General features: G+C 71.0%; 20 protein-coding genes and 1 pseudogene. 12 read left to right on the top strand and 9 right to left on the bottom strand.

Annotated features, from left to right (window positions below):
* Positions 1–68 precede the first annotated feature (68 nt).
* The 3 genes from AB0M54_RS00350 to AB0M54_RS00340 all read right to left on the bottom strand — a co-directional run bounded on the left by AB0M54_RS00350 (position 69) and on the right by AB0M54_RS00340 (position 3,617).
* Positions 69–668: a DUF402 domain-containing protein gene (locus AB0M54_RS00350; protein WP_364315077.1), complete on the bottom strand. Its 600-nt coding sequence runs from the start codon at positions 666–668 to the stop codon at positions 69–71.
* Between the two features lie 174 nt (positions 669–842).
* The gene (locus AB0M54_RS00345) at positions 843–2,435 is read right to left on the bottom strand and encodes a metallophosphoesterase (RefSeq protein WP_364468292.1); all 1,593 of its coding nucleotides are present in this window, start codon (positions 2,433–2,435) and stop codon (positions 843–845) included.
* Positions 2,436–2,453: 18 nt separating this feature from the next.
* Complete coding sequence (locus tag AB0M54_RS00340; protein ID WP_364468290.1) at positions 2,454–3,617, bottom strand: PQQ-dependent sugar dehydrogenase; 1,164 nt, start codon at positions 3,615–3,617, stop codon at positions 2,454–2,456.
* Positions 3,618–3,677: 60 nt separating this feature from the next.
* On the opposite strand from AB0M54_RS00340, the gene AB0M54_RS00335 reads away from it, so the two are divergent.
* Positions 3,678–4,604, top strand: coding sequence for a 2-hydroxyacid dehydrogenase (locus AB0M54_RS00335; protein ID WP_364315085.1), 927 nt, complete (start codon positions 3,678–3,680; stop codon positions 4,602–4,604).
* Here AB0M54_RS00335 and AB0M54_RS00330 read toward each other — a convergent pair.
* On the bottom strand, positions 4,579–4,962 hold the full coding sequence (locus AB0M54_RS00330; RefSeq protein ID WP_364468288.1) for a PH domain-containing protein: 384 nt from the start codon (positions 4,960–4,962) through the stop codon (positions 4,579–4,581). The genes AB0M54_RS00335 and AB0M54_RS00330 overlap by 26 nt on opposite strands.
* Before the next feature lie 195 nt (positions 4,963–5,157).
* On the opposite strand from AB0M54_RS00330, the gene AB0M54_RS00325 reads away from it, so the two are divergent.
* The gene (locus AB0M54_RS00325) at positions 5,158–7,752 is read left to right on the top strand and encodes an EAL domain-containing protein (RefSeq protein ID WP_364468286.1); all 2,595 of its coding nucleotides are present in this window, start codon (positions 5,158–5,160) and stop codon (positions 7,750–7,752) included.
* Between the two features lie 7 nt (positions 7,753–7,759).
* On the opposite strand, the gene AB0M54_RS00320 is transcribed toward AB0M54_RS00325, so the two are convergent.
* Complete coding sequence (locus tag AB0M54_RS00320) at positions 7,760–8,776, bottom strand: LacI family DNA-binding transcriptional regulator (protein WP_364315094.1); 1,017 nt, start codon at positions 8,774–8,776, stop codon at positions 7,760–7,762.
* 470 nt (positions 8,777–9,246) lie between these two features.
* Between AB0M54_RS00320 and AB0M54_RS00315 the strand changes: the two are divergent.
* Positions 9,247–10,331, top strand: a pseudogene (locus AB0M54_RS00315) (Tn3 family transposase); the annotation flags it as partial.
* Positions 10,332–10,485: 154 nt separating this feature from the next.
* Here the strand turns inward: AB0M54_RS00315 and AB0M54_RS00310 are convergent.
* Entirely contained in the window at positions 10,486–11,085 is a 600-nt protein-coding gene (locus AB0M54_RS00310) for a TetR/AcrR family transcriptional regulator (RefSeq protein ID WP_364315096.1), read from the bottom strand.
* 106 nt (positions 11,086–11,191) lie between these two features.
* On the opposite strand from AB0M54_RS00310, the gene AB0M54_RS00305 reads away from it, so the two are divergent.
* The 3 genes from AB0M54_RS00305 (at position 11,192) to AB0M54_RS00295 (ending at position 12,406) form a co-directional block, all read left to right on the top strand.
* A complete protein-coding gene (locus AB0M54_RS00305; protein WP_364315098.1) occupies positions 11,192–11,338 on the top strand; it encodes a hypothetical protein in 147 nt (48 codons plus the stop codon).
* Complete coding sequence (locus tag AB0M54_RS00300; RefSeq protein ID WP_364468284.1) at positions 11,335–11,847, top strand: DUF2269 domain-containing protein; 513 nt, start codon at positions 11,335–11,337, stop codon at positions 11,845–11,847. Before AB0M54_RS00305 ends, AB0M54_RS00300 begins: the two co-directional genes overlap by 4 nt.
* 79 nt (positions 11,848–11,926) lie before the next feature.
* Complete coding sequence (locus AB0M54_RS00295) at positions 11,927–12,406, top strand: DUF4396 domain-containing protein (protein WP_364315103.1); 480 nt, start codon at positions 11,927–11,929, stop codon at positions 12,404–12,406.
* Positions 12,407–12,469: 63 nt separating this feature from the next.
* On the opposite strand, the gene AB0M54_RS00290 is transcribed toward AB0M54_RS00295, so the two are convergent.
* Together AB0M54_RS00290 and AB0M54_RS00285 are read right to left on the bottom strand one after the other, a co-directional pair.
* A complete protein-coding gene (locus AB0M54_RS00290; RefSeq protein ID WP_364315106.1) occupies positions 12,470–13,174 on the bottom strand; it encodes a DUF305 domain-containing protein in 705 nt (234 codons plus the stop codon).
* A gap of 43 nt (positions 13,175–13,217) precedes the next feature.
* Positions 13,218–13,679 (bottom strand): hypothetical protein, encoded by a 462-nt coding sequence (locus AB0M54_RS00285; RefSeq protein ID WP_364315109.1) that lies wholly within the window; start codon positions 13,677–13,679, stop codon positions 13,218–13,220.
* Positions 13,680–13,832: 153 nt separating this feature from the next.
* On the opposite strand from AB0M54_RS00285, the gene AB0M54_RS00280 reads away from it, so the two are divergent.
* Positions 13,833–14,207 (top strand): metalloregulator ArsR/SmtB family transcription factor, encoded by a 375-nt coding sequence (locus tag AB0M54_RS00280; RefSeq protein ID WP_364315112.1) that lies wholly within the window; start codon positions 13,833–13,835, stop codon positions 14,205–14,207.
* Positions 14,204–14,914, top strand: coding sequence for a cation transporter (locus tag AB0M54_RS00275; RefSeq protein WP_364315115.1), 711 nt, complete (start codon positions 14,204–14,206; stop codon positions 14,912–14,914). Before AB0M54_RS00280 ends, AB0M54_RS00275 begins: the two co-directional genes overlap by 4 nt.
* A gap of 217 nt (positions 14,915–15,131) precedes the next feature.
* On the opposite strand, the gene ilvD is transcribed toward AB0M54_RS00275, so the two are convergent.
* On the bottom strand, positions 15,132–16,979 hold the full coding sequence (ilvD, locus tag AB0M54_RS00270) for a dihydroxy-acid dehydratase (RefSeq protein WP_364315118.1): 1,848 nt from the start codon (positions 16,977–16,979) through the stop codon (positions 15,132–15,134).
* A gap of 113 nt (positions 16,980–17,092) precedes the next feature.
* Here ilvD and AB0M54_RS00265 point away from each other — a divergent pair, with 113 nt between their 5' ends.
* The 4 genes from AB0M54_RS00265 (at position 17,093) to ilvC (ending at position 23,006) form a co-directional block, all read left to right on the top strand.
* Positions 17,093–19,477: a bifunctional diguanylate cyclase/phosphodiesterase gene (locus AB0M54_RS00265; protein WP_364468282.1), complete on the top strand. Its 2,385-nt coding sequence runs from the start codon at positions 17,093–17,095 to the stop codon at positions 19,475–19,477.
* A 149-nt stretch (positions 19,478–19,626) separates the two neighbouring features.
* Positions 19,627–21,462, top strand: coding sequence for an acetolactate synthase large subunit (locus tag AB0M54_RS00260; RefSeq protein ID WP_364468280.1), 1,836 nt, complete (start codon positions 19,627–19,629; stop codon positions 21,460–21,462).
* Entirely contained in the window at positions 21,462–21,977 is a 516-nt protein-coding gene (gene ilvN / locus AB0M54_RS00255) for an acetolactate synthase small subunit (protein ID WP_364315126.1), read from the top strand. The genes AB0M54_RS00260 and ilvN overlap by 1 nt, the downstream gene beginning before the upstream one ends.
* 15 nt (positions 21,978–21,992) lie before the next feature.
* Positions 21,993–23,006, top strand: coding sequence for a ketol-acid reductoisomerase (gene ilvC / locus AB0M54_RS00250; protein WP_364315128.1), 1,014 nt, complete (start codon positions 21,993–21,995; stop codon positions 23,004–23,006).
* Positions 23,007–23,142 lie beyond the last annotated feature (136 nt).

The following is a 23,142-nucleotide window of genomic DNA, read 5'->3' as shown; positions in this document are numbered from 1 at the left end:
CTGCTGCTCGCCGCCCTGGCCGCATTGAGCATCGCGGGCTTCTACGCCGAGGACGGCCCGTCCGGTGACTACAGCTCGCCCGGCAGCTCCGACGGCAGCGGCGGCCACGATGGATCGGGGCGGAAGTCGCACCATGTGCCGTCGAAAGGGAACTCGCCCGCCTCGGCCAGCGCGATGATCTCGTGGCCGGCCGCGCGGACCCGACGCTCGTCCGGAACCCAGTAGGCGTCGGGCTCGGCGAGGCGGGCGGTGAAGACCTCCTCGTCCTTCCAGCGCCAGGCGCGGTCGGGCCCGATCACCACATCGAGGTCCCAGTCGGCGGTGTCGAGGACGTCACCGTTCACCGCCGCGGGCGCCTCGATGTTGCCGTACCAGGCGATGAACGAACCGTCCGGCTCGAACAGCCAGCGGACCGAATAGTCGCGCCCGGCCGGGTGCCACGTCAGCGTCCCGCGCCGCGAGGTGATCGGAACCGGCACCCGCCGCGCCGACGACCACTCCGGCAACGGCGTCTGCGCCAGCCCCCGCCCGTCGGGCATGTTGAACAGCCAGCCCACGGTCCCCGCGGGCGACCAGAGCAGCACCCCGTCATCGTCGCGCCGCACCGGATGGAACGGAAACAGTCCACCGAGCTGATGCCGCTGCCAGTGCCGCACGTAGACCACCACGCCGCCATTCTGCCCGCCGCGACCGACGTCGCCGCTCCGGCGCGGCGAGGCGAGTCAGCGGGGCGGTGACCACCCGGGACAACCCGGCGGTGGGGCAGCGGGGGTGACCCACCGCTCAGCCCGCGGGTGGGCCACGTCGGCTCTTCGTTGTGCGTACCTTCGAATGTTCTTGATCTAGGGGCCTGATCGGGGGGTTATGGGGGTGACGCCGCTGCTGACGCTCGGGTTGGTGGTGGGCTCGGGCTCCTGGCCGATGACCTTGCGCTCCAGGGTGACCTCGGACTTGCCGGTGCCGCCGAGCTGGATGTCGTCGTAGGCCTTGAGCTGGTGCTGCTCGTCGAAATAGAGGACGGACATCTGGATCGGGGTCGGCTCCTCCTTCTCCAGACCGCGCAGTCCGGCCCCGCCCGTGGAACCCTCGACCATCAGGCGGGTCTCCATGATCTCCTGCGGAGCCGACTGCGGAACCGGGGCGGAGGCCGAGGTCAGCGGCAGGACGGGAGGCTTGGGCAGGATGCTCACCCGGCGCTGGTGCAGGTGACCGGAGAGCACCAGCGGCACCGTGCCGGACAGCGGCGGCGCCATCGCCGGGTCGTGGACCAGGGCCAGGTCGACGCCGCCGGGCTGCGACTCGATCGTGCCGGCCAGTTGCTCGCCCGCCCGGACCAGCGGTGACGAGGACGGGCCGTCGGCGTTGCCCACCACCGGCTCGGGCTGGTTGCCCTTGTCGGGGGTGAACTCGGGGTCGCCGATGCCGGCGACGGTCAGGCCCTCGATCGTGGTCGTCGTGTTGTCGAGGACGCGGGCGTTCGGCTGGCGGCGGACCGCGCCCTCGATGGCGATCGAGTCGTGGTTGCCGCGCACGTAGATGTACGGCGCGCCGATGGTGCCGATCTCCGAGACGTAGGTCTCCTCGGTGCTCGATCCCCAGTCGACGATGTCCCCGGTGTCGACCACCGCGTCGATGTCGAACTGCTTCACCACGGTGCGGATGATGTCCCACGAGGCCGGGTTCAGATGCAGGTCGGAGACGTGCAGGATGCGGGTGGAGTTCGCGGCCGGCTCGTACACCGGCAGGCTGGACACCGTCGCGTAGATCCGGCTCACGTTGCTGACCAGCTGGGAGAGCTGGTCGGCGTACCGGCCGTAGTTGTCGGCGATCCGGCGCGCGTCACCGACCACCGCCGGCGCGTTGACCAGCAGGCCCTCGTAGCGCGGCTCGCTGATCGAGTCGGGCCGCAGGGTGCCCGCGGCCAGGCCCATGCTGCCCGCGGTGATCGCCAGTGCCAGCGTCCCGGACCAGGCCATCCGGCGGGAGCTGCGGAACACCAGCGCCGCCAGCAGCAGCGAGGTGACCACCGACGCGCCGAGTGCCCGCAGCGCGAGCTTGACGACGCCCTGGGTGACGTCGTCGACCGCGCTCTGGCCGGCCGCGCTGATCGCCGTCGGGTCGTCGATCAGCGCCGCGGTGCGCTCCTGGTCGAGCGAGCCCAGGTTGACCTTCAGATGGATCGGCCCGGAGTGGCTGTCCAGGTGGAGCGACCCGAGCGGCGGGATGTCGACCTCGGTGCCGCCGGAGAACGACGGGCTGACCGACATCTCGGCGCGGAACGGGCCGACGGCCACCTCGGAATGGGCCAGCAGGAGCGTGCCGACGACCGTGCCGGCCACGCTGACCAGGGCGATCGTGGCACCGAGGCGGAGTCGTCCGGCCCAGCGGCCGGTCAGCGCGGGCCGCACGTATCTCGTCAGGAAGGAGCGCATCATCGTCAGATCGAGGCCGGCCTAGCTCCGGCCGGCGCCGCCGTCGGAGAAGACGAGCCGCAGGATGCGGTCGTCGCCGGCCTTGGGTTCACCGCCGGGCTCCTGGTTGGAGGTGGCGACCCAGAGCGAGCCGTCGGGGCCGGCGGCCAGCCCGCGGAGCCGGCCGTACTCGCCCTTGAGCAGTTCCCGCGGCTGCCCGATCAGGGTGCCGTTGCCGGTGGTGCTGACCAGCCACATCCGCCGGCCGAGCAGGCAGGCGGTGGCGATCGTGCGCTCCAGCACGGCCACGCCGGCGCAGGACGAGTCCTTGACCGGCCAACTGGCCAGCGGGTTGGTGAACGTGGCGTCGGGCGAGTCGCCGTCGGCCGCGGGCCAGCCGTAGTTCTTGCCCTTGGTGATCAGGTTGAGCTCACCGGTGGTGGCCTGGCCGGCGTCCGTCGCGTACATCCGCTTGCTGCTGTCCCAGGCCAGGCCGAGCACGTTGCGGTGGCCGGATGACCAGACCAGCGAGGTCTTCACCGGGTTGCCGGGCGCCGGCTTGCCCGCCGTGGTCATCCGGAGGATCTTGCCGCCGGTGCTCTTCGGGTTCTGCGCCAGCGTGCCGGCCTCGGTGGCGTCGGCCGTGCCGACGTAGAGGTAGCCGTCGGGGCCGAAGGCGATCTGGCCGCCGTTGTCGGTGTCGGAGCGGGGCAGGCCGGTGAGCACCGGGGCGGGCCGGCCGCCGATCTTGAGCTTGGCGACCCGGTTGTCGGTGGCGGTCGTGTAGTAGACGTACACCGTCTTGTCCTGGGCGTACTTCGGGGAGACGGCGACGCCGAGCAGGCCGCCGTCGCCGGCGCTGACCGGCTCGGTCAGCCGCTGCAGCTCGGTCACCTTGAGCCCGTCGGCGTCCGACTGCGGGCCGACCTGGAGGATGCGGTGGGTATCACGCTCGGTGGCGAGGGCGCCGCCGTCCGGCAGGAACGCCATGCCCCAGGGCACGTCCAGGCCCTTGGCCAGCTCGGTGATCGCCACCTCTTGCTCGTCGTCGCCGCCGGGCGCGGCCGAACCGGCCGGTGCGGACGGCGTGGGCAGGTTGGGCGGTGCGCCCCCGACATCGGGATCGGGCGGCCCGAACGCGCACGCCGACGTGACGGCCATGGTGGCGGCGAGCACGACGGAGACGCTGCGGACGCGGGGCGACATGGGGTCCAGCGTAACCGCGCGCCGGAGCGGTCACCGCCGGTGACCCGTAGGGTTGGGCCCGTGAAGGTGTGGATCGCACATGAGAAGGGGCGCGGCCTGCTCGGCGACGTGCCACCCGGCGTGGTCGTCGAGGTGTGCGCGGACGCCCGGTCGCTGCCGTCCGACCCGGCCGACGTCGAGTTCTGGGTGCCGCCGTTCCTGGCCGGGGCCGACGTGGCCGCGCTGCTGGCCAAGCTCGGCGGGCTGCGGGTGATCCAGCTGCTGTCGGCCGGCGCCGACGTGTGGATCGGCCGGACCCCGCCCGGGGTGACCCTGTGCGACGGGCGTGGCGTGCACGACCGGCCGATGGCCGAGTGGGTGGTGGGCGCGGCGGTCGGGATGATGCGTGAGTTCCCCTCGTTCGCCCGTGCGCAGGAGCGTGGTGAATGGGCGTACGCCGCCCATGCGCCGACCCGGGAGCTGACCGGGGCCCGGGTGCTGATCGTCGGCGCGGGCTCGATCGGCGCCGAGATCGAACGGCACCTGGCCCCGTTCGACGTGACGGTCACCCGGGTGGCCCGCACGGCCCGGCCGGAACAGGACGTGCACGGCGTCGAAGAACTTCCCCGGCTGCTGCCGGACGCCGACGTGGTGGTGCTGATCGTGCCGCTCACCGAGCAGACCCGCGGCCTGGTCGACGCCGCCTTCCTGGCCGCCATGCCGGACGGCGCGCTGCTGGTCAACGGCGCCCGCGGGCCGGTGGTGGACACCGCCGCGCTGCTCACCGAGGTGGCCTCCGGCCGCATCTCGGCCGCCCTGGACGTGACCGACCCCGAACCGCTGCCGCCCGGCCATCCGCTGTGGCGGCTACCGAACGTGTTCATCACGCCGCATGTCGGCGGCTCGGTGCGCGGCATGCTGCCCCGGGGGTACGCCCTGGCCGGCGATCAGTTGCGGCGTCACCTGGCGGGCCAGGAGCTGATCAATCAGGTGACTGGGGGTTACTGACTTCCTGGCCGGCCGCCTTGAGGATCGCGGGCAGGTTGGCCGTCGTCACGCCGGTCAACGGCAACACCGAACCGTGGATCAGCACGGCGGACACCCGGCCGCGCCCGTCCGGGACCAGCTCGTCCACCTCGTCCCAGCTCACCGTGGTCGAGCCGAGCAGCGCGCGCACCCGGACCCGGTCGGGCCAGACGTCGGTGCCCGCCCGCAGCGCCCACACCAGCACGGCCAGCGGGATCAGGATGACCGGAGCCAGGGCCCACCGCGCGCCCGCGATCGGCAGCGTGCCGACCAGCGCGACCACGGCGGCGACCAGCAGGGCGCCGGACTTCCGGACGCGCACCACAGGCTTGCTGCTCACGGACGTCATCCTCGCACCTGGCCGTTTCGGTCAGGATTTGCCCCCGACGGGGTAAGACCGACGTCTCACGTTTGACCGTCGCCCGTCCATACCCGACGATCCGTTCATGCCAGGGGTGATGACCGACCCGTAACCTGATCGGGGGATCCGCGTTAGCCGATGCGGGCCCCTTCGACCGTGTGGAGAACCACCGACGTGCCATCGACCCGCTTCTACGCCGTGCCGGGCGCCGCCGCGCTCGTGCTGCTGGCGGGCGTCGCTGGACTGGTGCCGCCGCTGCCCGCGCTGGCCGTCGGCGTCGGCGTCCCCGCACTGTGGGCGTTCGGCGTGCTGGGCTGGTCGGCCTTCGTCATCCACCGCGCCTCCGGCGGCGTGTTCGCCGAATGCCGGGGCGCCGGGTTCGTCGCGCTGGGCGCGGTCTGCGCCGGGCTCACCGCGGCCACGCCGCTGGTGGTCAGCGGCCGGCAGACGCTGATCATCACGATCGGTCAGGGCCTGAGCGCGCTGTTCTTCATCCTGGGCGCGATGCTGCTGCCCGGGGCGTCGGCCTCCCTGGCCGTGCGGTTGCGGCGGGCGTTCGACGGGGTCGGGCTGGGCATCAGCCTCGCCTTCGCGGCCTGGCTGATCACCCCGATGAACGACTCGACGCCGACCGAACTGGGATCGACCCTGTGCTCGGCGGCCGGCGTGGCGATCGTGGCCGTGTCGGTGGTGCGGGCGAAGCCGTACCGCCGGGCGATCCTGATCTGCGGCGGCGGGGCGGTCGTGGCCCAGATCGGCATGTGCGTCATCGCCAACCTGCTCAGCTTCGGACACCTCGGGCCGCTGGTGCCGCTGTTCGCCCTGCCGGTCGTCGCCGGGCTCGCGCTGACCGCGTACGGCGGCACCCGGCGCAGCCTGACCCCGCTGGAGTACGCCGAGTCCCGCGAACCCGACCAGTACCTGACCGGCTACCCGCTGCTGGCCGTGCCCGCCGCGATCGGTGTCGTGGCCGCGGTCATCCACCTGGTCACGGTCGGCGAGTTCGACCGGGTGGCGATCGGGCTCGGCCTCACCATGGTCGGCATCCTCAGCCTCCGCGAGCTGCTCGTGGTCCGCGACATCCGGCGGTACGCGGGCCGGCTCAAGACCAAGGAAGCGCACTTCCGCTCGCTGGTCGCCGGGGCCACCGACCTGACCCTGGTGCTCAACGCCGACCTGGTGGTGACCTGGCAGTCGCCGGCCGCGGCCCGGCTGTTCGGGCTGGCCGAGGACGAGGTCGTCGGCCGCAACTTCCGGCAGCTCATCCACCCCGACGACGTGGCCGAGGCCCACCAGGTGATCAGCTCGGTGCTCGAGGGCGAACACGAGGACGGCCCGCCCGCCCTGATCACCGCGCGCCTCAAGGACGGCCAGCAGGTCTGGCGGGACACCGAGTCCACCGTGTCCGACCAGCGGTCGGTGCCCGAGGTCGCGGCGCTGGTCGTGCACGTGCGAGACGTCGGCGAGCGACGCCGGCTGGAACGCAAGCTGCACCGGATGTCGTACACCGACCAGCTCACCGGCCTGGCCAACCGCCGCGCGCTGATGCGTGACCTGCTGGAATACCGCCGCCGCCCGGGACAACAGGGCACGCTGCTGGTGATCGACCTGCACGGGCTGGCCGAGATCAACGACTCCAAGGGCCGGGCGACCGGCGACGCGGTGCTGATCGAGGTCGGCCGCCGGATCCGCGGCCTGCTCGGCGACGAGGACATGGCCGCGCGGCTCGGCGGCGACGAGTTCGCGGTGCTGACCGCGGACGGCGCGGTGCTCGCGTACGCCCTGGCCACCCGCATCGTGACCCTGCTGATGGAGCCCTACCAGCTGCCCGGCGTGATCGTCGAGCTGCACACCAGCGTCGGCCTGGCCGAGCTGGCCGGCGGCAAGGACTCCGACGAGGTGATGCGCCACGCCGACCTGGCCCGCAGCCGTGCCCGCCAGCTCGGCCGCGACCGGGTCGAGTGGTACGACACCGACGTCGAGATCCAGCTGCACCGGCGGATGGATCTGGAACAGCAACTGCTCGACGCGGCCGACAACGGCGAGCTCGACCTCGTCTACCAGCCCGTGGTGAGCCTGAAGGACCGGCAGCCGGTCGGCGTCGAGGCGCTGCTGCGCTGGCGGCACCCCAAGCTGGGCACGATCATGCCGGCCGAGCTGCTGCCGATCGCCCGCGCCGTGGGCATCGCCGCCGACCTCGACGAATGGGTCCTCGACACCGCCTGCCACCAGCTCGTCAACTGGGCCGGCGGGGACAGCGACTTCTGGCTGTCGGTCAACGTCTCGCCCAAGGAGCTGCTGACCGGCTTCACCTCGCGGGTCGAGAAGATCCTCCTCCGCCATCAGCTGCCGCCGGAGAGGCTGGTGGTCGAGGTGGCCGAGACGTGGATCGCCGAGGACGTGCCGGCGATCGTGGCGGCTCTGGCCGGGCTTCGCCGGCTTGGCGTACGCGCGGCGCTGGACGACTTCGGCGCCGGCCAGGCCTCCCTGTCCCACCTCCGGCGCCTCCCGGTCGACGTGCTGAAACTCGACCGGGTCCTGGTCAACACGCCGACCGAGGCGAACAGCGCGGCCGTCCTGGGCGTCGTGGTCAGCCTGGGCAAGCGCCTCGGGCTGGAGATCGTCGCCAAGGGGCTGGAGACCGACGACGAGATCACCCGGGCCCGCGAGGCCGGCTGCCTCTACGGCCAGGGGTTCGCGCTGGCCCGTCCCGCGCCGGCCGAGCGCATCGAGGCGTACCTCGACACGCACCGGGCCGCTCAGCCCTGAGTCTTGTCTATCCGGCTGGGGGCGCGGTGCTGCCGCGTGGGGTCAGTCGCGCCTGGGCCGCTTCGACGTGGTGCACCTCCTGGCCGGAGATGGCGTCGAGGAGCTGCCGGGCGGCCCGGGCGCCATAGGTGGCGATGTCCCGGCTCAGCGCGGTCAGCGCCGGATGCACCAGGCGGCACAGCGGCGAGTCGTCCCAGGCCACGATCGACAGGTCGGCCGGCACGCGCAGGCCCATCTCCTGGGCCACGGCCAGGCCCGCCACCGCCATCACGTCGTTGTCGTAGATCACCGCGGTCGGCCGCTCGGGCTCCATCAGCAGCGAGCGGGTGGCCCGCCCGCCCTCCTCACCGGTGTAGTCGGCCGGCACCGTCACCGCCGACTCGAAGCCCAGCGACCGGCAGATGTCGTCGAACGCCCGGCCCCGCGCCCGCGTGTGCATCAGTTCCGGCATGCCGCTGACCCGGGCGATCCGCCGATGTCCGAGCGCCGCCAGATAGCGCACCGCCTCGGCCACCGCCCCCGCGTCGTCCGACCACACCTGGCTGATCGACCCGGTGTCGCCCGGCCCGCCGATCACCACCGCGGGCAACTGCAATTCCTGGAGTACGGGGATCCGCGGATCGTCGTCGCGCAGGTCGCTGACGAAGACCCCGTCGACCCGCCGCTCGCCCCACCAGCGGCGGTAGACCTCGACCTCTTGCTCCGGGGAATCGACCAGCTGGAGCGTCAACGCGTACGACCGGGACGCCAGCTCGGCCTCGAACCCGCTGATCAGCCCCATGAAGAACGGCTCGACACTGAGAATCCGGGCGGGCCGGCTGAGCGTCAGCCCGACCGCGGCCGCCCGCGCCCCCGACAGGGCCCGAGCCGCGCTGTTCGGATTGAAGCCGATCTCCCGGGCGATCGCGATGATCCGCTCCCGGGTCGCCGCGGAGACCCCAGGCTGACCGTTGAGCGCATAAGACACCGCGCCCTTGGACACGCCCGCGCGCTCAGCGATGTCCGCAATAGTCGGCCGCTTCACTCACCCTCCCCGACGCACTCACGCTACCCGGCTGCACAAGTTACCCGACAGCCAGTGATCACTTGACCGGTTAAGCAACCGCCGACACCCTAACTCGCACCGAGGCGATCCTGGCTTAATCGTGACACGCCTCCACTATTGACACTCGCCGGGTCGCCCCATACGGTCACTCCTACTTACGCGGTTCAGTAAGTCACCCCGATTCGCTGTCGGGGCAGAGATCCGCCGCCGGGCGTCCCAATGCCTGTGGGGGCACGGGCGAGCTGGGGGCGCGCCCGGGGCGCCGGCGGCGGGTCACAACCATTCCCAGCGCCGCGCTTTCCCGCACCCCGACACCGTCCCGGCCTACCAGGCCAGTCCGTAGTTTTCAGACCAAAAAACAACGGTAAGAACTGAGGGTTGATCAAGCTCTGTCCTGGCCCTTAGCGCGCCGTCCGTTTGGTGACGGTCGATGCTCAGGTGATGGGTTCGTGGCGACTCAGGATTTGTTCTCGGCCGATGAACTCGCGCGGCTCGGGGTTTCCCGGAGATCAACCGGGCGGAGTTGATCCGGTACTTCACGTTGACCGGGGCGGACGAGGCGTTCGTGCGTCATTCCGTACTCGTCGCAACGTGCTGGGCGTGGCGGTCCAGCTGTGCACACTGATGTGGCTCGGGTTCGTACCCGATGAGGTGGCAACGGCGCCGGACGCCGTGGTGGGCCGGTTGTCGCAACGGCTCGGGATTGCGATGGGTGAGCTGTTCGACCAGACGATCAGCGGCCGGGGAGCGGCGGCGAAGCAGAAGGTCGCCGAGGCTTTGGCCGAGCGGGCCAAGGGTGGGAGAACCGGCAGGCGTTGCTGGACGAGATCCTGACCATCGTGCTCGACACCGGGATCGGTGACGAGCAGATCGGTGCCGTGTTGCGTACCGGCATTGGCATGGACCGGATGCGCGCGGCGTGGGCGGAACGCCGTGAGCGGCTGCCGCGTGATCACGGCCAGTTGAGCATGCTGGACGCGTCGATGTCGTACCTGCGGCAGTTCGCCCCGGCGGTGCTCGCGGCGGTCCAGTTCGCTGGCGGGCCGAGTACCGAGCAGTTGCTGCAGGCGGTGAGCATGCTGACCGGGCTGTACGCGACCGGCACCCGCAAGGTCCCGGCGGGTGCCCGCGGAGGCCGATGCGTTGCGTGCTGAGCTGGCCGGGATGCTGCCGCGGGCGCGGTGTGCCGTACGACGTGCTGGCTTGGACCGCGGAGTGGTACTTCCCGCCTGAGACCCGGGAGGCGGCGAACGCCGCGGTGGTCAACTACCACCACCGACTCCCGCTCACGAGGGCGTTCGGCTCCGGCACTCTGTCGGCGTCGGACGGGCAGCGGTTCCCGGTCAAGGGCAAGTCCATCACCGCGCGGCACCTGTCGCGGTACTTCGCCCGCGGGCAGGGCGTCTCCACGTACACCCACGTCTCGGACCAGCACTCCACGTTCGACACGAAGGTCATGGTCGCGACGGCGCCGGAGTCGCACTACGTCCTCGATGGGTTGCTGGGCAACGAGACGGACCTTCCCGTGTTCGAGCGACGAGAACGTGCACTTCTACGGCACCCACTCCGTCGACATCGACGGGGAGCTGGCCCAGCTCCACACCGACGGCTACCGGCCGCTGCGGCTGAGCGATCCCACGGTGATCAGCTGACGCGGCAGGTACGCGTTGCGGGGAGGCGGGGGCAGGTCACGCCGGTCGCGGCGGGTGCAGTGCAGCGAGGGTGAGTTCGACGAGCCGGTCGCGGGCGGGGCGGGTGAGCGGCCCGGCGGCGGCGGCGCCGAGGGCATGCTGGCAGAACGCGGCGAGTTCACCGGCGGGAACGTCGCCGCGGACCGTGCCCGCATCGACGGCGGCCTGCACGACGCCAGTGAGCAGCTTGTGCAGGTGGTGCCGGGCCTGGCGGAGGTGCTCGGCGCGGTGCAGCGGGACGGCGAGGTCCGGGCCGTGCCCGGCCGTGCCGGGTTGGTGCCGGCCGCCGGACAGCTCCGCGAGGGTGGTCAGGACCAGCCGGAGCCGCTCGGCCGGTGCGGTATCGATTGCCGCGGCATGGGTGAGTTGGGTCAGATGTTGCTCGACCAGCCGCTCGTGCCAGGCCACGACGATGGCCTCGACGTCCGGGAAGTACTTGTAGAGCGTCGCCCGGCCGATCCCGGCGTGCGCCGCGATCTGCGACATCGTGACCGCGGCCAGGCCCTGCTCGGTGACCAGCGCGGCCGCGGCGTCGAGGATCGCGGCGTGCACCGTACGGCGGTGCTCGTCGATCGTCGTGCTCCACAGCCTCGGCACTCCGCCCACGATACACAACGCCCTGGCTATAGACATCGTGTCTTGTAACAAGACATTGTGTATTGCAAAAGTGGGTGAGCGTTGTTCCGATGTGAAGGAGGCCGTGGTGCCACGGTGGGTGAAGGGTTTCGTCATCGCAGGGCTGGTGCTGGTCGCGCTGGTGGCGGTGATGCTGCTGGCCGGGCACGGGCCGGGGCGGCACGGGCATCACGCGCTGCCGACGCCGGCAGCCGACGCGGTGAGGTCGAGGTGATCGGCCCTGCGGCGCGTCGGTTCGCGTTGGTGCTGCACGTGGGGGCGTCGGTGGGATGGCTCGGCGCGGTCGCCGTGTCGTTGGCGGTGGGCGTGCTCGGGCTGGCTGCCTCCGACGTGCAAGTGGTCCGAGGCGCGTACCTGCTGTTGGAGCCGTTGGGCTGGTGGACACTGATCCCGTTCAGCGTCGCGAGCCTGGCCACCGGACTGGTGCAGTCGCTCGGCACGCACTGGGGGCTGCTGCGGCACTACTGGGTGCTGATCAAGCTGGGGATGAACGTGTTCGCCACCGGCATCCTGCTGCTGTACACGCAGACCCTTGCGGTGCTCGCCGACACCGCCCGCGACCCGGCCGCCGGGGCGGCCCAGCTGCGTAACCCGTCACCGGTGGTCCATGCCGCCGGCGCGATCGTGCTGCTGCTCGTCGCGCTGGTGCTGTCGATCTACAAACCACGCGGTACCACCGCGTGGGCGACCGGAGCGCGGACGCCTGCCGGCACCGCGGCCTAGCCGGGCGGCGCCGTGGCCTCCGACACCCTTCCCTTATATACCCTAGGGGGGTATGTTCGGTGGCGAGAAGGAGGCCGTCATGGACCACGCACACCACCATCCGACCACCGCGTCATCGACCACCTGGGCCGCCGCCGCGCAGGCGACGCTGCACTGCCTCACCGGCTGCGCGATCGGCGAGGTGCTCGGCATGGTCATCGGTACCGCGCTGGGGCTGCACAACGCCGCCACGGTCGTGCTGTCGATCGCCCTGGCGTTCGTCTTCGGCTACGGCCTGACCATGCGCGGTGTGCTGCGCGCCGGCGTCAGTTTCCGCATCGCGCTGACGGTCGCCCTGGCCGCCGATACCGTGTCGATCGCGGTGATGGAACTGCTGGACAACGCGGTCATCGTCGCGGTGCCCGGTGCGATGAACGCGGGACTGACCAGCGTGTTGTTCTGGGCGTCGCTGGCGGGTTCACTGGTCGTGGCGTTCCTGCTGACCACCCCGGTGAACCGGTGGATGATCAGCCGGGGCAAGGGCCACGCCGTGGTGCACCAGTACCACCACGCCCACTGACCGGCACCTGGTACGCGGCGGCGGCCGCACCCCGAGCGGGGGTGCGGCCGCCGCGTCGCGTTCCTACACCTTCTTCAGCAAGTCCTGCATCTGGGTGATCTCCGCCTGCTGATCGGTGACGATCTTGTCGGCCAGGGCCTTGGCGTCCGGGCTGCTGCCCTGCGTGGACTCCTGCTTGGCCATCGTGACCGCGCCCTGATGGTGGGCGATCATCATGGTCAGGAACTGCTTGTCGAACGCGGCGCCCTTGGCATCCATGAGCTTGCTCATGTCGGCGTCCGTCATCGCGCCCGGCATCGGGCCGTGGCTCATGCTGCCCATGTCCATGCCGCCACTCATGCTCGGCATGGGAGCCGGCTTGTCCCACGCGGTCAGCCACCCGGTCATGGTGTCGATCTCAGGCTGCTGCGCCTGTTTGATCTTCGTAGCGAGGGCCTTGACGTCGGTGCTGGCGGCGCGGGTGTCGGCCAGCGACGCCATCTCGATGGCCTGCCGGTGGTGCTCGATCATCATCTGGGCGAACATCACGTCGGCGTCGTTGAACACCGTGTCCGCGCTGGCCGACGCGGCCGGTTCGGTGGTGGCCATACCCGACCCGTGATCCATCCCGGAGCTGGACGAGTCGGTGCCGCCGCAGGCCGACAACACCAGGGCGGCGGACACCGCCGCGCCGCCAATCAGGGCGCAGCGCAGCGCAGAAAAACGTATCAACACAACAAAGAAGCCTTTCGGTATCGGTGAACGTGCGCGGGCAAACCTCGGCGCCACACCCCAGCCCCGGAACGGAGCCGGCCGTGCGCGCCACGCGGTTCTAGATGCGCAGCACCGACACCGCGGCGAGCGTCAGACCGGCACGGCGCGGAGGCGGGCCGCGCGGTACCCGAAGCCGAGATCCGGACGAGCGGACACGCGCGCCGCCGGCGCGCGAGCGGGCCAGCAGCAGCACGGCCAACAGCACCAGCATCGCCAGGCCGGACAGCACCGCCAGGCAGACGCCCCAGCCGCCCATACCGCCGTGACCGCCGGCAGAACCGGCCGCATGCGGGCAACCAGGGCAGTCGTCGACCGCGCCGGCCGCCGCCGCGGCCAGAGCCGTATCGCCCATCATCACGGCCGGTGCCACCGTCAGCGTGGCCGGGCCGTGACTGGCGTGCTCGTGCATGCGCATCCCGGCGTGGCCGAGAGTGTGCATCGCCGCCAGGCCGAACAACGTGCACGCCAGCAGCACCCACCGGGCCACCCGCCCGGCGACAACCGTCGGCTCGCCTGTCACGGCAACCACGGTACCGGCCCCACCGGGCAAGCCGACTGCCCCAGGACGGCGACACCGCGCCCGTTCCACTTCCAAGGAAGTGGAACACCGAGGGCAACGGTCATCGACCCTCGACCGACTTGAATAATCGCCTGATCGGGCTAACATCGCTTCATGGCGATGAATCAGGATGGGTGCGTGACCGCGGCGGCCGCGGCCGGGATGACGCCGGCAGTCGCGCTGTTCCGCTCGCTGGCCGACGAGACCAGGCTGCGGATCGTAGCCCGTCTCGCCGCCGGTGAGGCCCGGGTGGTCGACCTGACCGGCGAGCTGGGGCTGGCACAGTCCACCGTCTCCAAGCACCTGGCCTGCCTGCGTGACTGTGGCCTGGTCGACTACCGCACCGAAGGCCGCCAGTCGTTCTACGCGCTGACCCGCCCGGAACTGATGGACCTGCTCGCTGCGGCCGAGGGCGTGCTCACCGCGACCGGCGCCGCTGTCGCCCTGTGCCCGGCCTACGGCACCGACACCACCGCGGTGACCCGGTGAGCGCCCCGACCCGCACAGCGCCGACCCCAGCACGGCGGGCCCAGCTCAACCGGCGCAGCCTGCACCTCGCCTACACGACCGCCGGCTACAACATGCTCGAAGGCGTCATCGCCGTGACCGCCGGCGCGGCCGCGTCGTCGGTCGCACTGCTCGGCTTCGGCCTGGACTCCTTCGTCGAAGTGTCTAGCGCACTGGTCGTGATCTGGCAGTTCCGCTCCCGGGTACCCGAGAACCGCGAGCGGCTGGCGCTGCGGCTGATCGCCGTGTCGTTCTTCGCCCTGGCCGCCTGGGTCACCGTCGACGCCGCGCGCTCACTGCTCAGCGCTGAGCGGGCCGAGACGTCACCGGTCGGCATCGGCATCGCCGCTGCCTCCGTCGTGGTCATGCCACTGCTGATCTGGGTCAAGCGGCGCACCGGCCGCGAACTCGGGTCGGCCACCGTGGTCGCCGACTCCATGCAGACCATGCTGTGCACCTACCTCTCGGTGATCGTGCTGGCCGGGCTGCTCCTCAACGCCACCCTCGGCTGGTGGTGGGCAGACCCGATCGCCGCGCTGATCATCGCCGCCGTCGCCGTCCGCGAAGGCATCGAGGCATGGCGCGGCGAACAATGCGACGACTGCGCCCCGCCTGCCACCGATGGCGAAGCCGACGGATGCGGATGCGCGCCCGGCTGCACCGACACCTGCTGCACCACAACGAGCTGACCCACCTGGCCACCAACGGCCGCAGCGCCGAGCTGACGGCCACACTCCCCGCCACCAGCATGACCCGCATCCCACAGGCCGGAATCACAGGAAACTGCGAACTGCCCCCGCGGCAACCCGCCATCTCGAAGCAGCCACCCCAGGCGCGTAGCCAGAAAAAGCCGGGCCCGGGCCGCCAAGAGCGACAACCCGGGTCCGGACCAGAGACGACGACGACTTACTCAGGAACCTTGCGGTAGGCCCCGTCGCTGGCGCTGGTCGCCATCGACGCGTAGGCGCGCAGGGCCGCCGACACCGGCCGCTGCCGGTCGACCGGCGAGAACGGCCGCGGCCGCGACTCCTGTGCCGTCCGCCGCGCCGCCAGGTCTTCGTCGGAGACGTTCAGGGTGATGTTGCGGCCGGGGATGTCGATGGTGATCTCGTCGCCGGTTTCGACCAGGGCGATCAGCCCGCCGGACGCCGCCTCGGGGGAGACGTGGCCGATCGACAGGCCGGACGTGCCGCCGGAGAAGCGGCCGTCGGTGATCAACGCGCAGGCCTTGCCGAGGCCGCGGCCCTTCAGGAACGAGGTGGGGTAGAGCATTTCCTGCATGCCGGGGCCGCCGCGCGGGCCCTCGTAGCGGATGACCACCACGTCGCCCTCGACGACCTGCTTGCCGAGGATGCCGGCGACGGCGTCGTCCTGGCTTTCGTAGACGCGGGCGGGGCCGGTGAACTTCCACAGTTCCTCGGCGACGCCGGCGGTCTTCACCACGCAGCCCTCGGGGGCCAGGTTGCCGAAGAGGATGGCGAGGCCGCCGTCGGCGGTGTAGGCGTGGTCGACCGAGCGGATGCAGCCCTCGACCGCGTCGGTGTCGAGGGTGGCCCAGCGGTTCTCGGTGGAGAAGGGCTGGGTGGTGCGGACGCCGCCGGGGGCCGCGTGGAAGAGTTCGAGCGCCTCGTCGGAGGCGTGGCCGCTGCGGATGTCCCACGCGTCGAGCCACGACGAGAGGTCGGGGGAGTGCACGGAGCGCACATTGGTGCGTAGTGCCCCGCCGCGGTTCAGTTCGCCGAGCAGCGCGGGGATGCCGCCGGCCCGGTGCACGTCCTCCATGTGGTACTTCGGGCTGTTCGGCGCGACCTTGGACAAACACGGCACCCGGCGGGAGATCTCGTCGATGTCCGACACCTGGAAGTCGAGTTCGGCCTCGCGGGCGGCGGCCAGCAGGTGGAGCACCGTGTTGGTGGAGCCGCCCATGGCCACGTCGAGGGCAACCGCGTTCTCGAACGCCTCGCGGGAGGCGATGGCCCGGGGCAGCACCGACTCGTCGTCGTTCTCGTAGTACTGCTTGGCGATGTCGACGATCAGCGCGCCGGCCTTCTCGAACAGCGCCTTGCGGGCGGCATGCGTGGCCAGCGTCGACCCGTTGCCGGGCAGGGCCAGGCCGATCGCCTCGGTGAGGCAGTTCATCGAGTTGGCGGTGAACATGCCGGAGCAGGAACCGCAGGTCGGGCAGGCCGAGCGCTCGATGGTGTCGAGCTGGGCGTCGGTCACGTTCTCGTTGGCGCTGGCGCTCATCGCGTCGACCAGGTCGAGTTTCTCGTGCACGACGCCCTCGATGGCCACCGTCTTGCCGGCCTCCATCGGGCCGCCGGAGACGAAGACCGTGGGGATGTTGAGCCGCAGGGCCGCGATCAGCATGCCGGGGGTGATCTTGTCGCAGTTCGAGATGCAGACCAGGGCGTCGGCGCAATGCGCGTTGACCATGTATTCCACCGCGTCGGCGATCAGCTCACGGCTGGGCAGCGAATAGAGCATGCCGCCGTGGCCCATCGCGATGCCGTCGTCGACGGCGATGGTGTTGAACTCGCGCCCGACCCCGCCCGCCTCGGCGATCGAGTCGGCGACCAGGCCGCCGAGGTCCTTGAGGTGGACATGCCCCGGTACGAACTGGGTGAAGCTGTTGGCAATGGCCACGATCGGCTTGCCGAAATCGTCGTCGGTCATGCCGGTGGCGCGCCACAGGGCGCGCGCGCCGGCCATCGTCCGACCGTGGGTCGAGGTCCGGGAGCGCAGTTCAGGCATTCCTACAGTCTGCCACCGGCGGCCCGGGGACGGAGCTGTGGTCCACAGCACGGGACGCCGTTCGCAAAAACGTCACACTCCCCAAACGGTCGAAGATCCGGCACAGTGTTCCCGTGCACTCACCGTCCGGCGTGGAGCTGGCCGGGCTGGCGGGCCTGTTGGTCGCGGTCCCGGCCGTCGCCCTGCTGGCACGGTCCGGGCGCAAGCACACCGGCGGGGCCCGGCGCGCCCACCAGGTGCTGGCCGCCGGCGGGACGATCGTCTCGGCGGCCGCGCTGGCCGGCCTGCTGACCGCGATCAGCTCCCCGCACGACCAGGCGCAGGGCAACCGGGTGGCGCTCGCCTCCGCGATCGCCGTCGCGATGGCCCTCGGCACGATCACCCTGCTGGCCGGCACCCTGCTGCTGCCGGGCTCGGCCCAGCGCCGGGGCACCCTGCTGCGCAACCTGGCCGACGCCGGCATCGCCGCGGCCGCGCTGTGGTTCGTCGGCTGGGTCCTGCTGGCCCACCCGACGAACCTGCTCGGCGCGCACACCCCGACCGCCTGCCTGGCGCTGCTCCTGCCGGCGGCGGTGGCCGCGCTGGCCGTCGGGCTGACCGCGGTCCTGGCGTTGCACGCGTACCGGCCCCGGGTGGGCACGGTGCGCGTCTCGATCGGGGTCAGCCTGGTGGCGGTGGCCGCGCTCCTGCTGTCCAGCGGCATCTGCGGCCACTCGACCGTCCCGATGCTGACCGGCGCCCTGCTGCTCCCGGCCGGCCTGGTCGTCGTGGCCCGGGCGGTGCTCCTGGTCAACCGCCCGGTGCACGTGGTCGGCGACGTGACCCAGCGCGGCACCGCGTTCGCCTTCGTGCCGGTCGTGGCCACCGTGGCGGCCTGCTTCTACCACGTGGCCCGGGGCGGCTCGATCGATCTGGCCGGCCTCACCTCGGCCAGCGTGATGATCCTGCTGCTGGTCACCCGGCAATACCTCGCGCTCACCGACGTCCGGCGCTGGACGCTGCGGCTCAGCGAGAGCGAGGAGCACTACCGCGAGCTGGCGCACACCGACCCGCTGACCGGGCTGGCCAACCGCCGGGGCCTGGTCCGGGCGCTGCGCGAGCCCCACCCGGACGGTCGCGTCAAGTTCCTGGTCGGCATCGACCTGGACGGCTTCAAGAACGTCAACGACATGCGCGGCCACGACGTCGGCGACGCGGTGCTGGTCGAGGTGGGCGAGCGGCTGCGGCGCAACCTGCTGGCCGGGGACGTGCCGGCGCGGCTGGGCGGCGACGAGTTCGCGGTGCTCATGCATGCCACCCCGGACGAGGCCATGCTCGCGGCCAAGCGGCTGCTCGCGGTGCTCGGCGAGCCGTACGAGGTGGACGGCGGCTCGGTCTTCCTGTCGGCGAGCGTGGGCGTGGCGGGACACCCGGCGCCGGACGACACCAATGAGCTGATGCGCGACGCCGACCTGGCGCTGCGCTACGCCAAGCAGCGGGGCAAGAACCGGGTCGAGCGGTACGAGGTCCGGTACGACGAGCTGCTCCGCCGCCGCAGCACCCTGGAGAACGAGCTGCGCCACGCCATCGACCGGGACCAGCTCCGGCTGGTCTTCCAGCCGGTGGTGGCGCTGCCGTCGATGCGCCCGGTGGGCGCCGAGGCCCTGCTGCGCTGGCACCACCCGACGCTCGGCAACGTCCGCCCGGACGAGTTCATCCCGGTGGCCGAGGAGTCCGGCCTGATCAACCGGATCGGCCTCTGGGTGCTGCGGCAGGCCTGCCGGCAGCTGTCCGAGTGGCTGGCCAAGGGGCATGACGTCTGGGTCTCGGTCAACCTGTCGCCCAAGGAGCTGCACGCGGCCGACTACCCGGGCCAGGTGGCCGACGCGCTGAGCGAGCTGAACGTGCCGGCCCAGCGGCTGGTGCTCGAGGTGACCGAGCACGCGGTCGCCACCGACCTGGACGAGCTGGTCCGGCGGCTGGGCGAGCTGCGGGCCACCGGCGTGCGGATCGCGCTGGACGACTTCGGCGCCGGCTATTCGTCGCTGGGCCAGCTGCGCACCCTGCCGGTGGACATCCTGAAGATCGACCAGCGGCTGGTGAACGAGCCCGAGTCGCGCACCGGGACGGCCGCGCCGCTGGTCGACGTGGTGGTGCGGCTCGGGCACCGGCTCGGCCTGGAGGTGCTCGCCGAGGGCATCCAGACGCCGGCCCAGCGGGTGCTGGTCGAGGAGGCCGGCTGCCGGCTGGGTCAGGGCTCGCTGTTCGGCTGGGGTGTGCCGGCCGAACACCTCGAGGCCCAACTGCTCAATCTGCGTACGCCGATAGCGCCGAAACCGGCCCCCGCACCCCGCCCTGCGCCACCGCCGGGCGCCACCGCACGCAGCCAGGTGATCATGCTCGGGCCGGGAATGCGGCAGCTCAGAGCCCTTCTCCCGGCCGATCAGGACGCCCCTCCCCAGGAGGGTGATCAGAATGTGGGATCAGTTGACTCATCGCGTGAGATGGGGCAGGGTTAGCCACATGTGCCGGTCCATCCGAGTACTTAGTTGAGCGCGCTGACTCGCCAGTTGAGGTAGTCAGTGCGCTAGGTCCCGTGCAGTTCCTGCACAGGGCCTTTTTTGTTGCTCGGAACTAGATCACCTACGTCGAATCGAAGGCCTGTGCGATGACGAGACCACCCACTCCCGAGACCATGGCCCACCGACCCAGCCCCGCGACCGTGGCCGCCGCCGCGGCGAGTCACAGCGGGGTAGCGACCGGCCCGGTTGCGACCACCGGCGCCGGCTCGCTCGTCCGGTCGCTGGAGGCCCTCGGCGTCGAGGTGGCCTTCGGCATCCCGGGCGGCACGATCCTTCCCGCGTACGACCCGCTCTTCGACTCGAAGGTCCGGCACATCCTGGTCCGGCACGAGCAGGGCGCGGGGCACGCGGCCACCGGGTACGCGCAGGCCACCGGCCGGGTCGGCGTCTGCATCGCCACCTCCGGCCCGGGCGCGACCAACCTGGTGACGCCGATCGCCGACGCGTACATGGACTCGGTCCCGATCGTCGCGATCACCGGCCAGGTCTCCCGCCCGGCGATCGGCACGGACGCCTTCCAGGAGGCCGACATCCAGGGCATCACCCTGCCGATCACCAAGCACAACTTCCTGATCCAGTCGCCGGACGAGATCCCGCGGATCATCGCCGAGGCGTTCCACCTGGCGGCCACCGGCCGGCCCGGCCCGGTCCTGGTCGACATCCCCAAGGACGTGCAGCAGGCGCCGACCACGTTCTCCTGGCCGCCCACGCTCGACCTGCCCGGTTACCGGCCGACGCTGCACCCGCACGGCAAGCAGATCCGCGAGGCGGCCCGGCTGATCGCCGGGGCCAAGCGGCCGGTGTTGTACGTCGGCGGCGGCGTGATCAAGGCCGGCGCCACCGAGGGGCTGCGCAAGCTGGCCGAGCTGACCGGCATGCCGGTGGTGACCACGCTGATGGCGCTGGGCTCGTTCCCCGACTCGCACCCGCAACACCTGGGCATGCCCGGCATGCACGGCACGGTTCCGGCGGTGTACGCCCTGCAGAAGTCCGACCTGCTGGTCGTGCTGGGCGCCCGCTTCGACGACCGGGTGACCGGCAAGCTCGACTCGTTCGCGCCGGACGCCAAGGTGGTGCACGCCGACATCGACCCGGCCGAGATCGGCAAGAACCGGCACGCCGACGTCCCGATCGTGGGCGACGCCCGGCACGTGATCGACGAGCTGATCGCCGCGGTCACCGGCAGCGCCGGCGGCTCGGGCTCCTACCCGACCTGGTGGAAGACGCTGCACGACCTGCAGGAGCGCTACCCCCTGGGGTACGAGGAGCCGACCGACGGCACGCTCTCCCCGCAGTACGTGATCGACCGGATCGGCAAGCTGGTCGGCCCGGACGCGATCTACACCTCGGGCGTCGGGCAGCACCAGATGTGGGCGTCGCAGTTCATCTCGTTCGAGAAGCCGGGCACCTGGCTCAACTCCGGCGGCGCCGGAACCATGGGCTACGCCGTGCCCGCGGCGATGGGCGCCAAGGTCGGCCGGCCCGACACCGAGGTCTGGGCGATCGACGGCGACGGCTGCTTCCAGATGACCAACCAGGAGCTCGCCACCTGCGCGCTGGAGGGCATCCCGGTCAAGATCGCCATCATCAACAACGGCAACCTGGGCATGGTCCGGCAGTGGCAGACCCTGTTCTACGAGGGCCGCTACTCCAACACCGAGCTGGGCACCCACAAGCACCGCATCCCCGACTTCGTGAAGCTGGCCGAGGCGCTGGGCTGCATCGGGCTGCGCTGCGAGTCCAAGGACGACGTGGACAAGACCATCAAGGCGGCGATGGAGATCAACGACGCCCCGGTGGTCATCGACTTCACGGTCGGCAAGGACGCGATGGTGTGGCCGATGGTCGCCGCCGGCACCAGCAACGACGAGATCATGTTCGCCCGGGACGTGCGCCCGGCGTTCGAGGAGGACGACCTCTGATGACCAAGCACACGCTGTCGGTGCTCGTCGAGAACAAACCTGGTGTGCTGGCCCGGGTCAGCGGGCTGTTCTCGCGGCGCAGCTTCAACATCGACTCCCTGGCGGTCGGCGAGACGGAGAACCCGGACGTCAGCCGCATCACGATCGTGGTCAACGCCGACTCCTCACCGTTGGAGCAGGTGACCAAGCAGCTCAACAAGCTGGTGAACGTCCTGAAGATCGTGGAGCTGGACCCGCATCAGTCGGTCCAGCGTGAGCTCCTGCTGGTCAAGGTGCGCGCCGATCGCGTGCAACGGGCCCAGGTGCTGGAGACCGTCGAGCTCTTCCGCGCGAAAGTGATCGACGTCGCTCCGGACACCCTCACGATCGAGGCCACCGGGAACCCCGACAAGCTTGACGCGTTGCTGCGCGACCTCGAGCCGTACGGCATCAAGGAGATGGTCCAGTCCGGCCTGGTCGCGATCGGCCGAGGCTCCCGCTCCATCACCACCGGCCCGGCGCTTCGCGCCGCCTAGTCCAGAAGGAAAAGCATGACCGCGGAAGTTTTCTACGACGACGACGCCGACCTGTCGATCATCCAGGGCCGCAAGGTCGCGGTGATCGGGTACGGCAGCCAGGGCCACGCGCACTCGCTGTCGCTGCGCGACTCGGGTGTCGACGTCGTGGTCGGCCTCAAGGAGGGCTCGAAGAGCCGGGCCAAGGCCGAGGAGCAGGGCCTGACCGTGAAGACGCCGGCCGAGGCGTCGGCGTGGGCCGACGTGATCATGGTGCTCGCGCCGGACACCGCGCAGCGCAAGATCTACGCCGAGTCGATCGCGCCGAACCTGTCGGCCGGCAAGGCGCTGTTCTTCGGGCACGGCCTGAACATCCGGTTCGAGCTGATCAAGCCCCCGGCCGACGTGACCGTGGCCATGGTCGCCCCCAAGGGCCCGGGTCACCTGGTGCGCCGGCAGTACGTGGACGGCAAGGGCGTCCCGTGCCTGGTCGCGGTCGAGCAGGACCCGACCGGTGAGGGCCTCGCGCTCGCGCTGTCGTACGCCAAGGCGATCGGCGGCGCCCGGGCCGGCGTGATCCGTACCACCTTCAAGGAGGAGACGGAGACCGACCTGTTCGGCGAGCAGGCGGTGCTCTGCGGTGGCACGACCGCGCTGGTGCAGACCGGTTTCGAGGTGCTGACCGAGGCCGGTTACGCCCCGGAGATCGCGTACTTCGAGTGCCTGCACGAGCTCAAGCTGATCGTCGACCTGATGTACGAGGGCGGCATCTCCCGGATGCGCTACAGCATCTCGGACACCGCCGAGTTCGGTGACTACGTCAGCGGCCCGCGGGTGATCAACGCCGGCGTCAAGCAGGAGATGAAGAAGATCCTCGCCGAGATCCAGTCCGGTGAGTTCACCAAGGCGCTGATCGCCGACGACGAGGCCGGTGGCACGCGTCTGCAGCAGTTCCGCAAGGAAGGCGCCGAGCACCCGATCGAGGTGACCGGGAAGAAGCTCCGCGACATGATGTCGTGGGTCGACCGTCCGATCAGCGAAACCGCCTGAACCCAGTCGCGACAAAGCGCCCGGCCGACGGTCTGAGAACCGGTTCGACCGGGCGCTTTGCGTCACCGGACGATTACCTGAAACGTGGGCGTTACGTCCTGCTTACCTGTTCAGCGCTGTTGCCAAATTGTGGACT

Origin of the sequence: Actinoplanes sp. NPDC051470, assembly GCF_040682035.1 — a bacterium.
GTDB lineage: Bacteria > Actinomycetota > Actinomycetes > Mycobacteriales > Micromonosporaceae > Actinoplanes.
Note: the sequence above shows the minus strand (reverse complement) of the source record. Positions and strands in the feature narration are given on the sequence as shown.